Origin of the sequence: Vibrio fortis (genome assembly GCF_000695685.1) — a bacterium.
GTDB classification, from domain to species: Bacteria; Pseudomonadota; Gammaproteobacteria; order Enterobacterales; family Vibrionaceae; genus Vibrio; species Vibrio fortis_A.
Genome location: NZ_JFFR01000027.1, coordinates 50,733 through 63,418, shown reverse-complemented (window position 1 = coordinate 63,418; position 12,686 = coordinate 50,733). Strand labels below are relative to the sequence as shown.

13 protein-coding genes and 2 pseudogenes are annotated in these 12,686 nt (G+C 42.4%); 2 read left to right on the top strand and 13 right to left on the bottom strand.

Features of this window, described 5'->3' with window-relative positions; all coding sequences use genetic code 11:
• Window positions 1-8 precede the first annotated feature (8 nt).
• From VFDL14_RS06645 to VFDL14_RS06690, 10 genes are all read right to left on the bottom strand, one after another.
• Window positions 9-971, bottom strand: coding sequence for a DUF2860 domain-containing protein (locus VFDL14_RS06645; protein ID WP_032552335.1), 963 nt, complete (start codon window positions 969-971; stop codon window positions 9-11).
• Between the two features lie 236 nt (window positions 972-1,207).
• Window positions 1,208-1,669 carry a GNAT family N-acetyltransferase gene (locus tag VFDL14_RS06650; protein WP_032552334.1) on the bottom strand — a complete coding sequence of 154 codons (462 nt, stop codon included), beginning with the start codon at window positions 1,667-1,669 and terminating at the stop codon, window positions 1,208-1,210.
• A gap of 10 nt (window positions 1,670-1,679) precedes the next feature.
• Complete coding sequence (locus VFDL14_RS06655) at window positions 1,680-1,931, bottom strand: hypothetical protein (protein WP_032552332.1); 252 nt, start codon at window positions 1,929-1,931, stop codon at window positions 1,680-1,682.
• A gap of 64 nt (window positions 1,932-1,995) precedes the next feature.
• Complete coding sequence (locus VFDL14_RS06660) at window positions 1,996-2,340, bottom strand: energy transducer TonB (RefSeq protein ID WP_032552331.1); 345 nt, start codon at window positions 2,338-2,340, stop codon at window positions 1,996-1,998.
• A gap of 34 nt (window positions 2,341-2,374) precedes the next feature.
• Window positions 2,375-2,737, bottom strand: coding sequence for a hypothetical protein (locus VFDL14_RS06665; RefSeq protein WP_032552330.1), 363 nt, complete (start codon window positions 2,735-2,737; stop codon window positions 2,375-2,377).
• Between the two features lie 260 nt (window positions 2,738-2,997).
• The gene (locus tag VFDL14_RS06670; RefSeq protein ID WP_032552328.1) at window positions 2,998-3,294 is read right to left on the bottom strand and encodes an antibiotic biosynthesis monooxygenase family protein; all 297 of its coding nucleotides are present in this window, start codon (window positions 3,292-3,294) and stop codon (window positions 2,998-3,000) included.
• Window positions 3,295-3,306: 12 nt separating this feature from the next.
• Complete coding sequence (locus VFDL14_RS06675) at window positions 3,307-3,681, bottom strand: DUF4440 domain-containing protein (RefSeq protein ID WP_032552903.1); 375 nt, start codon at window positions 3,679-3,681, stop codon at window positions 3,307-3,309.
• A 148-nt stretch (window positions 3,682-3,829) separates the two neighbouring features.
• Entirely contained in the window at window positions 3,830-4,525 is a 696-nt protein-coding gene (locus VFDL14_RS06680; protein ID WP_032552327.1) for a hypothetical protein, read from the bottom strand.
• A 347-nt stretch (window positions 4,526-4,872) separates the two neighbouring features.
• Window positions 4,873-5,118: a hypothetical protein gene (locus VFDL14_RS06685; protein ID WP_032552325.1), complete on the bottom strand. Its 246-nt coding sequence runs from the start codon at window positions 5,116-5,118 to the stop codon at window positions 4,873-4,875.
• A gap of 205 nt (window positions 5,119-5,323) precedes the next feature.
• Window positions 5,324-6,628 carry an SIR2 family NAD-dependent protein deacylase gene (locus VFDL14_RS06690; protein WP_032552324.1) on the bottom strand — a complete coding sequence of 435 codons (1,305 nt, stop codon included), beginning with the start codon at window positions 6,626-6,628 and terminating at the stop codon, window positions 5,324-5,326.
• A 108-nt stretch (window positions 6,629-6,736) separates the two neighbouring features.
• Between VFDL14_RS06690 and VFDL14_RS0123340 the strand changes: the two are divergent.
• A pseudogene (locus VFDL14_RS0123340) lies at window positions 6,737-7,402 on the top strand (IS110 family transposase); the annotation flags it as partial.
• Window positions 7,403-7,404: 2 nt separating this feature from the next.
• Window positions 7,405-7,530: pseudogene (locus VFDL14_RS24425) on the top strand (IS30 family transposase); the annotation flags it as partial.
• Between the two features lie 25 nt (window positions 7,531-7,555).
• Here the strand turns inward: VFDL14_RS24425 and VFDL14_RS06695 are convergent.
• The 3 genes from VFDL14_RS06695 to VFDL14_RS06705 all read right to left on the bottom strand — a co-directional run bounded on the left by VFDL14_RS06695 (window position 7,556) and on the right by VFDL14_RS06705 (window position 12,623).
• Complete coding sequence (locus VFDL14_RS06695) at window positions 7,556-8,371, bottom strand: toll/interleukin-1 receptor domain-containing protein (RefSeq protein WP_032552323.1); 816 nt, start codon at window positions 8,369-8,371, stop codon at window positions 7,556-7,558.
• Between the two features lie 378 nt (window positions 8,372-8,749).
• The gene (gene rarD, locus VFDL14_RS06700) at window positions 8,750-9,709 is read right to left on the bottom strand and encodes an EamA family transporter RarD (RefSeq protein WP_050487449.1); all 960 of its coding nucleotides are present in this window, start codon (window positions 9,707-9,709) and stop codon (window positions 8,750-8,752) included.
• Window positions 9,710-10,058: 349 nt separating this feature from the next.
• Entirely contained in the window at window positions 10,059-12,623 is a 2,565-nt protein-coding gene (locus VFDL14_RS06705) for a molybdopterin oxidoreductase family protein (protein ID WP_419177370.1), read from the bottom strand.
• Window positions 12,624-12,686 lie beyond the last annotated feature (63 nt).

Here is a 12,686-nt window from a genome sequence, read left to right as displayed (position 1 = left end):
AGCGCATGTTAAAAATGATAGCTTAAGCCGACACCGACAAAGTAGCCGCTGGTGTCATAGAACGAGATGTTGGAATCATTGGTTGAATAGCCAGCCAACGCATTAAAGCCCCAATCTTCCCAACCAGGAATACCTTGGTACTCATAACCAAGATTAAAGCTGTAACCATTATCTTCTCGCGTCTTTCCAAATACAGGATTCGACGCATCATACGAAGTCACGGAGTAGTCACCATTCAGCGATAAACCATGGTCACCAAACCTCTTAAGATAGGTCAGCGATCCAGAATAACGCGAAAAGGAAACAGCTTTACCATCAGCTAAATGTCTTTGATAAGAAAACGAGGGCTCAATAAAAGTGGAACTGCTAAGAGGTACGCCCATACCGAAACTCGCATAGTAACCTTTTGCGTCTCGATTAAGTTCTTTTGTAGGAACAGCTAAAAATTCACCCGACTTTTCGTTCTTAATATCCTGCTGATAATAAGCAAAATCACCAGTCAGAGGTAGATTTAGAAACCCGTCGAGCTGAATACGGAAAGTATCACCTGAGATGTCCGTCTTCTTTCGTGGGGAATTGGCAATGAATGGGTCTTCCCAAACTTCTCCATTCGCAATCGTAGGTAAATATGAGAAAGCCACCGAGGATTCATCGCCATATTCAACCATATATCCAACTTCCAATGCGAAAATACCTTCAATGATATCTCCTCTGGAAGTACCAAGGAAAACTTGCTGATCGTTCTCTTGGCCAAATGTGTATCTTAATTGCCCTAAAGGCGCAAACACCGCGCTCGACTCCGTTTCACCCTTGCTATTAAGGCTACCTTTCCTCGTCTTGTCTGAGTCACCCGTTTCACTTCCGTAACCAACCAGTAGGCTCACTTCACCTTCCAATCCTCCTCGGCCAAGTTCAGCAAAGGCGCTAGTGCTCAAAAGCAGCCCGAGAGGCAATAACATACGATAATTCATTGATGTATCTCCTTTTTAATACTCAGACCATTCTCCGTACCTATAGGTAAACCAGAGGTGAAATCGACAGGAAAGCTTGATGAATAAAGGAGATAACAATGAAAGGTTGAACGAATATCGATAGGCATAGATATTCGATGCTCACAAAGCAATTTTCAAAAGGTGATACAGAATTATTTACGGGGTCATCATTAATGGTGTGGTATGAAAAACAAGCGATTACTGATGGGCTGCCTTTACTTCACAAGTTTACGCTCAAGTCTTACTTCTGTGGCTTTTTCGTCTGACGTATTCGTCAATTCGAAGTAGTCGGACTCTACACTCTCTACCACTTTAAAGCCAAGTGACTCAAAAACATTAACGTTACCGGTTTGTTCAACGCACCAAACCGATATTTGATTAGCATGAGGGAACATTTTCTGAACTTCCGAGATCAAATATCGAGCAACTCCTTTTCTGCGCGAAGTGGATGCTACGGCAAGTGCGCTCAAATGGAGAGTATCACCACTGAGCTTAACGCTCGCGACCGCAACCAATCGCTGTTCCAAGTAATAGCCGAAATAGGTCCAATCATCCGTTGACGTCATTTTGTTCTGTTGAGCCAGCACCGTTGGGCGATAGATATTTCGTAATTCGGCAAACACTGTATTCGATAGTGCTATAAGAGACGGATCAGTACTCGGCAGTCGTTCTATCATTGGGTGACATCTACTTTAGTATTTTGCCAAACACCCAACTGATCATTGATAGAAACAGTACAGGCACTATAAACCATATAACTATCGGTACAACAACTACCAATATCAACCCGATAGCTCCAGACACAAAAACACCAATTAGTGGAAGAAACACAAACAAAAACAACGCTACGACTCCGCCAATCGCTGACAACACAAACAGCATGACCAATGCAATTGCGAGAGGGTTTTCTATTTTTCGTCCGTTAATAATGACCTGCATTGATGATTTCCTTGTCTATGTATAAACAAAGTAGGCGCTCTAGCCCATATGTTATTTCTACACCCTATTTGGAGTTAGCTTTAAAATCGAAACGAATTTGTTGAGGAACTGATTCTACACTTTCGAAGGGCTCATATTTCCATTGGGTTAGAGCTCGGACAGCTACTTCGTCGAACAGCCCTTTAGGGAAAGATTTTACAACGACTACATTCGTTACATCCCCTTGGCTGGTTACGTTAAATGTCATCTCAACATAGCCCGATAGCCCATTCTCGACCGCGACTTTAGGGTACCTAGGGTTGGTTTGCTCTCTCACCTTAAGGTCTTCATAAGCGGTGAAGTCGACTCCTTTCATAAATCCAGCGCAGCCAGACAACAATACAGCCATAAACAGTGATATAAATTTCACATCCACCTCTAATTTTACAGCGCTTAATTTGAATTTAAGCCAACCCGGGTACGGCGTTAGCAGGCACATATCTTCGTTCAACATTTACATCCGTATCGAAGATATCGAGTAACTTTAGGTCATCATTACTCTTAACTTTTTGGTGTAGCTCTTTGAGGTCATTGTCGTCATTTATTAGATAAACCCAGATGCTACGTTCACCTATATCATTCACTTCAATTACTAAAGCATACTGTTTAGCGCCTTCTTTAGCCGCCAACTCGGCTCCGCGATACACATACTGAGAAAGGCTATGAGCTTCAATTTCTCGACTATTGGGCGGATTAAGCCTGTGCATATCAAAGGCACTTGCACAACCGGACGAAAAAAACATCATCATCAAAAGAATAAATCGCATATATTTCTCTGTGTATTTTTTCAAAAGCGAGATTATGCAGCAAGTGGAACACAAAACATCAAGGTATCGTTCATTATCAATTAAGGATCACACTTATAACAATCACTAACGATACAAATATCAGTTAGCCGGCAACACAACACCGTGTTAAATAGCGTGTACCACCAAACAGTTTACATAGAGCATTACCCTTTAAGCACTAAACCCAACTTTAAATACCAAGCGTTGTGATTCAATATTAATGAGGTGACTAAAGCGTTCTATTTGGTTCTGTCTTCAATTTCATCGAACGCTTCTACTGAAATGCGCTCGGCGATATCACGCATCTTTTGCATTTTTTCTGGATTTCGGTTTCCCCAAAACAGCTCCCAATCTTCACGGCTTCTCCACTTTGCAACGGTTAGTACCTTTTCTGGCGTATCAGACGATTGAAGCATAAAGCTACCGAGTGCGCCTTCTACCGATTCGTGAATAGATTCCGTCGCAGAGCGCCACACACTTTGAAACTCTTCCATTTTATCAAGTGGGACTCGCCACTCGTAGATAACTCTAAACATAAACGCTCCTTGTTATTGCTGAAGTTCAAATGCTTCACATGGAGTACCTTGATGATATTTCATCTGCCAACATTGGCCGGTAAAAATCCAAATCGAAGAACGCTTTGTATACGCGCTAATGGCTCCCGTTTTCGATACCCATGCCGATTTATAAAGAAGTAACTGAACAGATGGCTCCAAAGCAATACACTCAAACTCTTGAGAATGAATACGCCCGTCGGCCGGTTCCTCACTTTGAAGCATTTCTATAATGGCAGCATAATCAAAGCTACGCCCAGAACGGCCAACTTCTTTAAAGCTCGAATGAAGTAACCTTTGCACATCATTTAGGTTCTGCCTAATTTCATACTGATGCAGGGCGATTTCCTGTTCAATGAGAACTTCCATTTTTCTCTTTTTCATAGAGATAGTCATACACAAACTGTTTTCTTATGGAACGCTAACAATGGCTACCTTTACGAGAAATTGACCGTGGCACTATATTCGACTCTAAAAGTCCTTGCAGTATTGAATAAGATAAGCGCCATAGCTCATATTAGGTATCTATTTTCACCGCTGCATTTACAAAATGAACAAAGTGCTGTTTGCCGGTGCGGTTACCATAAGCTTTAGAAACTCGATTCCACCATGGCATCCCTGGGTGAGGTGCTCGTGTATACTTTATAGATTGTTCATCGAATTCTTTTATCAAATTGCTGCGTTTTGCATGACTCCACGCCAGTGAAGTTGTAAAGATGATGACTTCGGGTGAAATAGCCTTTACCACTTGTCCCACTACACTTTTACTAACATCTGAATCAAGTTTCGATACTTTAATTGACTTACCTGTTTGCTCTGCAGGACGCTGAAAGTAATTGAGAAATGCTATATTACTGAATGCCGTAGTTCGCCCACTGCAGTTTGCATTACTTTCAATTAGTGCTTTCTCTATATTCTTATATATTGTTTTTGACTTAGACTTCCAATTACTTTCAATACCATTTGAAATGATATTTCGAGTCTTAATCCATCCACTATCTTTTTTATCTGATACTGTTACGCCACCATACCATGCTTGAGGATCATGATGATATGTACTGCCAACATCTAAATAGTGGCTTTCGCCAATAACTAAAATCTTTATTGAAGACGCAGCATATTCGCAACCAATCCACGGTTTCATTTCTGGATATTTCTGATAATGCTCCACACTATCTAATGCTCCATCAAACTCATTTGAATAATACTTCACTTACAGAACTCCCTTTATTGCTTTACAAATGACATGGATTCTCCCTAACGAGGCAATGCCACACTTATATGCTATTTATACGCCTCAAAGGCCCCAATTCTGATTATTCTCATTTCTGCAGTATTGACCGAGCTAAAAACCAATTTAGTCATCATGATGTTGACTTGAATGGTAAATTCGTCGTTCATAAGTCAGTCACTCGCCCTAAAGTACTCGGTGCAGTAGCAAAGGTTCTTTACATGAGCACAACTCATTAAACGCAGAAACCACGTAACACCAGCATTAGTTGTGGTGTTATGTGATTTTGTTGGACAGGCTATTCTCGGGATTTCTGGCATGTCATTCCCTTACCAAAATGGCCACCACTTAACTAACTTGTGCCGACGAATAGCGACAATTTGTGTCGATTTAAACGGAACTGCGCCTTCACCGTTTTGGTCGCTACTATAACCAGTAAGATAGCAACCACCACGAACAGCCATTTTATGGTGAACAATTCCATTATCTAATTTCACGTCGACCAAATGAACATCCATTTTCATTTCTGCACCAAGATTAGGTAACAAGTGCTTCGGGATCTCAACTTTACTCATAAGGTACGATTTCTTTAGGTAACGCTACTACGGTAAGTAGCTTAGACATCGTATACACGAAACAAAACTCAAACCGAAAATGCCATGCGTTGAGAGTCACTCTTAAATGGTTGTGACACTTAATTCAATGTTAAGAGACAGCGCCATGTGGGATAAAGATAGCGTCAAAAATTAACAATTGACGCAAGAGTTTCTTGTTAGAAATTTATTGATTGATGACTTCCAATCCATCTTCGTCAACATCGTTATTACGCATGTATTTAGATACCATAACACGGTTATCATAAGTCAGGTGATACCAGCCAGACTTCCATTTATTGAATGCGTGCCACGAACACCCCATTACCATTCCTTTGGACATAGTATTAAAAGAGCGTTTCACAGCACTTAAGTATGTTTCTTCTAACGGCGTATCCTTAATGTCCATAATTGAGCCAATGTGAATTAACCACCCTGCCAAATGAACATATTGTCCCCATGCACCATTAGCTGTAGTCAAAACCCTTTTTCTTTCAAGTACATCGGCTAGAAACTCTACTATTGTAGGGTGAGACACAATTATTCCATTAGCCGTCAACATCGCTATAATTTCAAAAAATGAATCATTTTTCTTTAGGTAACTCTCAGTAAGGCTCGCATCTCCATTTAGCACTGGATAAAGGAAGTCTTTGAAGAGGTTTACATCTGGCTTAACTACGTTGTAAGTGTCTTCCAGACACTGGAAGAATTCGTCAATACCCAAATTATCAATAACTCGTAGTCCATACACTCGGTCGTAATAATCTTTGATATGCTGATCAATTGGAGAACGAGATAAATAAAATAAGTGCTGCCTGTTTATATCATGATGACGATTACTTCTATGTTTATTAAGTATGGACTTAAAGTTAATATCACCTAGCGAGTAACCAATGATCACAACACTATTTTCCTGAAAAAGCGTTTCAACCTTATGCGAAAAATAGTCAGGGCTATTTATAAATCGAAAGTAATCATCTGCCGTTACAACCATCTTCTTCGGATACTTAATTGAACCATGTACATGATAAACGTGAACACCTTTTGATTGTCGATGGATTGGGTAACCAATCGAAAATGAGGTTGAAGGGATACCTTTCAGAATTTGCGTTTCGATTAATCCATCGTAATTGGTCGTGATATACTTTACGTTCGTGTATTTCCGAATAAAGTCGAATGCTTTCAACTTGTTATCAGTAATTTTCAAGCTATTGATGATTTTAGCTATTTCAGCATGAAGGCACTTATCTTGAGTATGCATTTTAGCCTGTATAACGCTAGCACACTCTTCCAGTGACATTATCGGCTTATTCTCTGGAAACAACTGCTCAATGAGCTCATTTCCGCCTTCAACGCCTAATGTGGCATCTTTTAATAGTGATAGCCAGTTTGGTGCATTACCATCGGTTACATGCATTGAAAAACCTGTACCTACAAAGAAACACAACGAATTGGATTCTAGGGCAAAGGATAGTTCGTAAAAGTGATCCATTTAGACCTCAAGATTTACAAGTTTTCGAAAATTTCTAACGAATGACATGGATTCCCCCTACCGAGGATCTGCCACACTTATGTGGTACTTAAATACATCGGAGGCACCATGTCTGATTATTCTTATTTTTGCGGTATCGACCTAGCTAAAAACCACTTTAGCCTTCATGCCGTAGACAAAAGTGGTAAAGTCATACTTCATAAGTCAGTCACACGTTCTAAACTATTGACTACAATAGCAAATTTGTCAATCATACGTATAGGCATTGAAGCGTATAGTGGTGCACATTATTGGGCAAGAACACTCAATAAGCTGGGTCACGACTCCCGCATTATGGCTGTTAAATTCGTAATTCCTTATCGAACTAAGGGAAAGAACGACCTTAATGATGCTATTACCATTTACGAAGCGGTTCAGAGACCCTCAACTCGCTTTGTGGCCATAAAATCCCCCGAACAACAAGCCATCCTATCTTTGCATAGAATGAGAGAGCATTGGGTTCGTGAACTCACCGCGCTTATGAATCACATGCGTGCCCTGCTTTCGGAATTCGGATTAATCATTTCTGTTGGTCGTTCTTTATTGATGAAACAGGTTCCTTTAATGCTAGAAGACGCAAAAAGTGAACTGCCACTCCTTGCAAGAACATTGATAGCTGATGCTTATCACCATCTTGACGAACTCAATCAACGTATCGCGGATACTGGACAAGTCTTCGATTCTTTTGCCAAGGCTAGCACTAACGTACAGCGAGTGACGAAGGTTCGAGGTATCTAAAACGAGCTTCTACGTCATACGTAACACAGAAGCTCTGCAATGAAATTGCACACAAATTAAATACGCGCCCACGTAAAAGACTTGGGTATAAGACACCGACGGAGTATATTCATGCGCATCTGTAAAAAGTCTCGCACTTCAAACTTAATACTAAGTATTTAATTTTCGGAGCTCATTTACAATTTTAGTCACACATTCAGGATCGTCGTAGTTCAGATATAGATAGTCTTGTAACAATGGGGGCATTTCATCATGTTCGAGATCTATATTTATCACGATGAAATTCTTGTCACTGTGTCTCATACGTTTCTGGAAAAAGTAATTCGCTTCATTCATCGTCCAACCGGACTTTCCACTAATAAAGCTTTTGGAAAGAAATAGAAGCCCTACTTTACTTTTATCTAAACCATCATTAATTTTGTCAGTTATGCTATCACCCGGCGATATTTCATATCTATCGAACCAAGCTTCAACTTCTGATTTTTGAAGTTCATTAAAAAACGTATCTACTAATGCCTTGTCAACACTGGAGTGTGATAAGAATACTGAATAATTTGTCATTTCTTTTAACACCGGAGGGAAAGTTTCATCGTAAATTGAACGATCAGGATGAAGAAATATTTCATTTGTACTTGAAGGCATTTGGTACTCAAGCATATCACTATCTAATAGTCCCATACCATTGCAACTTCGCTTACCGATAGCTTTCATTAAATCACGAGAAAATAGATTATAAATTCGATGCTTCTCTGGGTAATGAATGTTTATCCATTCTTCAAAAACTTCAGAATCTTTTTCAAAATTGAGAAACAAGTGGCAAGATAAAGCGTAAATGTTATTGTTCACGTAAAGCATTGCCCCGACGAGCGTATCATTGTCAAACTTATCTAACACATCCCCCACAAACACCCTTTCTTTTGCTCGATCACCATAATCTAGAGCAATTAGATACGATTTATGTTCCATTTATGAATCCCTAAAAAATTTATAACAGGTCCATTAGACAGACTAATTCTGCTTTTACCCTTGAAGCAATTCTGTCTAGTAATCTAAATCGTTCAAGTCCTATCTAACTTGTTTAATAACGGCACCTTACCTACTTTCCCCTATCCCTAACGTGACGAAAACCAGAAATATTTCATATGGTTTTATAAAGATACAGAAAAACCACGAACATTCTGATTGATTATCATACTTTTTGTTGTTTTCCTCGCCACAAACTAGACATTCAAGCCATATACCAGTCGGTAAAGTGGTGGTCTACGAATCGGTAATTCATTCTCAGAAACACAAACGCCGACGAGATCGTCGGCGTTTGGTGTGCAGAAGGGTATAGCTAAGTTGTTAAGAACGCTCTTTTTTGGCGAGTCTGCTGGCTTTCATTCGTTTGTAGCCATCCATCACTAGGGCGATTAAGGCGAACGAAATTAACAGGTAGGTTGGTACTTCGTGCAGCGCAATGTTGTCGCCAATTAACAGCCCGACAATGAAAATGAAGGTCGGCTCTACGTAACCCATTAAACCAAACAGAGACACTGGTAGTTTTGAGTAGGCGAATAAGTAGAGAAGCATTGGCGTTACTGACACTACCGCGAGGCCTAGGTAATACAGGTACGACGTGGCTGGCAGGTTCATAAAATGATCGGCTGGGTAGAGGTAGAACATTCCAAAGATAGCCAAAGGGAGCATCATAATGTGGTCTACAGCCAAACCAATATCTGTCGGCATAGGGTTGGTTTTACGAAACATAAAGTAGACCGGATAGCCGAGCGCCACCACCAATACCACCCAAGACAGGCCCGATGCCAACACATAGGTATAAATAGTCCCTGCCAAAGCAAAATAACACGCCACTTTTTGTAGCTTCGTGAGACTGTCTTTGTAATAGAAGCAACCAATCAGCACCATCACAATCGGCATGGTGAAGTATCCAAGTGCGAGGTTGAGGGTTTCTCCATTGGCCGGAGCCCACACGAATATCCAGTACTGCGGCGCAACAAGCACAGCTGAAGTTATGTATTTGGGCCACTTACGCCATTGCTTCAATGCATCCCACAACAACGGCAGTCGCTTGGTGAAGAACAGCAAGATGAAGAACAGCATCGTACTCCAAATAATACGCTGCGTAGCCAACCAGTGACTCTCGCCACCCGAAATTAAACTTGGCCCCATATCCGGTTGGATTTGTACATAGGCAGGAATGCAAGCAAACAGCATTGAACAAAGTATCGATGCTGCCACCCCTTTTGATTGATCAGACATCAAGTGGGTGTATTTATGGAATAAAGCCTTTAACTGACTCATGAACTCTACCTATCGTAACTGCGCTTACAAGCAGCAAGACAACAACAAAAAAAGCGCTGTCATGGTTCAACAGCGCTTCTCAGTATCCAATCAATATCAGTTTAGGATAAGTCTGATTCTTTAATTGGTTCAGCGCATTGAATATCACCGCTCATTAAAGAATGCAATCATTAGATATCTAACTGCCTAAGATTTAACAAAGGTTGTTCACAAGATCACTACAAATAGAAGATTCCTCTACTTTTCGGCTCACTAGTAAGTTAATAATCAATATTTTCCGTCGTAAAAGCTCGCTAATCATTGATTTATCAGGCCAATATTACGTGCTAGAGATCATTCATCGCATCGACTATTTGGCTAACGTACTCAAGAACTCTGCTTCAAACTCTTCATCAGCTTCACGAGTTAAGCATGCCACCAGCCAATCAATGCTGTCATGGTCGAGCTTACTATTGACCACAAAAGCCTGCTTCACCCCGAATTGATCCAACTTGGCAGAGCCATAATTCTTAAATGATTTGTTGCCGTGGTAGTGAAGCGACTTAATCGCATCGGCATCAGGTTCTGGCAGTGCATCAAGTGTGTTAGCCAGCTGAATCACCAACTCCATCGGGTTCTTAGATGAAGATATACGATATAAAAAGCCGCCCTCCACTCTCTGTCTTACCCAGTAATCAAACCCGCTGCAATCCATTACTTTGTCGCTGACCAAGGCAGCTTCACTGCGATAGCCACACGCTTCCACCATGACCGGGGTGTGTTTGAATTCCGGCTGACCAGACGCGGCATCGGTATGAGGCAGAATCAGATCGCACGGCTTGCTGTCTTTGGCGGTTGGGGCGTTCCAGTGAATCGGCATAAACACTTGTTCGCGGCGCATCTCTTTAGTGACAACCAAACGCGCTTGGCACTCCCCTTGTGCGCTGCGCACTTTCACCACTGGGTTAACGGTGGCATGGTTGAAAGCATCTAAGCCAAATTCATCAAGGTTTAATTCAGCAACCGTGTCTGGGTGCATAGCAACAAACGGCTCTGGTGTGTGTTCGCCCAAGCCAGCAGCCAAACCAGTTCGGCTCATGGTGTGCCATTGGTCGCGAATACGGCCAGTGTTCATAATGAGTGGGAACTCGACACTGGTATCGGCAATCGGTTTGTCATGCTCAACCGCGATGAACTGCGCTTTGCCAGATTCGGTAAAGAACTCGCCGTCGGTGAACATGCGCTGCTCAATTATCTCTGGTTGGTACTCAAGTACTGGCCACTGCTGCGGGGTGAGTTCGCCATAGCCCTTCTCATCGAGTTTGGTTAATCCAATTAAGCACAAGTCGCGCGCTTTGCCCGTTTCATTACCGAGCGCAGTCATCTCGCAATACTCTTTGAAGATCTCCCCTTCATGACGGTAATCAAACTGGTCTTGGAATCCCATTTTTTGTGCCACTTCTTTTAGTATCCACCAGTCTGGCTTGGCTTCACCTGGACTTGGTAATATGCGGCGCTGGCGCGAGATTCTGCGTTCAGAGTTGGTTACAGTGCCCGACTTTTCGCTCCAACCTTGGGCAGGCAACACCACATCAGCCAAGCGTGTAGTTTCTGTATCTGCAATGCAGTCCGACACCACCACAAATGGGCACTTCTCTAATGCAGTTTTGATTTTCTCACTATCAGGTAGGCTCACCACGGGGTTGGTCGCCATGATCCACACCGCTTTGATCTTGCCATCGTTCATGGCATCGAATAGGTCAATGGCCTTTAACCCCGCATGGGTTGCTAAGCTGTCGGTCTGCCAAAACTCGCTCACTGTTTGGTGTGATTGCGGATCGCCAAATTCAAAGTGCGCGGCTAAGGTATTGGCTAAGCCCCCCACTTCACGGCCACCCATGGCGTTCGGCTGGCCTGTAACCGAGAATGGCCCCATGCCTGTTTTACCGATTTTGCCTGTCGCCAAATGGCAGTTGAGAATGGCGTTAACCTTGTCGCACCCTTGAGTAGATTGGTTTACGCCTTGAGAGTAGATGGTGAGCACCTTGTCATTGGATGCAAACAGAGAGTAGAACTGCTTGAGCTGCGCTTCAGTTAATCCTGTCAGCTTTGAAACGCTTTTGTCACCCCAGCCATTTTCGGTATAGCGATATCGCGTCGCTGCTCGAATCGCTTCAGTAAAGCCTTGAGTGTGCTTATCAATGTAGTCTTGGTCGAGGTTATCGTGATCATCGAGATAAGCTAATAAGCCATTAAACAGAGCGACGTCAGAGCCCGATTCTAACGCCAAGTGGATGTCGGCAATTTCGCAGGTGTCAGTATAACGCGGGTCAATCACGATCACTTTCATTGCTGGGTTAGCTTGCTTAGCCGCGCGCAGACGTTGGAACAGAACAGGGTGACACCAAGCGAGATTTGAGCCTGTAATAACCACCACTTCCGCTTGTTCAAGATCTTCGTAACAGACTGGAACGGTATCGCTACCGAATGCGCGTTTATGTCCTACTACACTCGATGCCATACAAAGGCGCGAATTACTGTCGATGTTGGCGCTACCGATAAAGCCTTTCATCAATTTGTTGGCAACATAATAATCTTCAGTCAGAAGTTGGCCTGATACATAAAAGGCGACCGAGTCTGGGCCATGCTCTTCTATCGCTTGTTTGAACCTGTCAGCTACCAACTGCGACGCTTCGCCCCAAGGTAAGAGCTGCTGCCCGCTTGCGACTCTTTTCATCGGTTGGGTTAAGCGGCCTATCGGCGTAACGGTGTCGCCCAGTGCTGCGCCCTTAGTACACAACTTACCATAGTTCGATGGGTGCTCTTTGTCGCCACGCACTTCCAATTTACCTGAAGCAGTTGGCCTTACTTCAATGCCACAACCTACGCCACAGTAAGCACACGTTGATTTGATCCAATCCTTGTTTGAACTCATCACTCTTCCCTCGTGCAATGTTCTTTTTTATCTCTTCCACCGGAGTAATCAGAAAGCCATGTA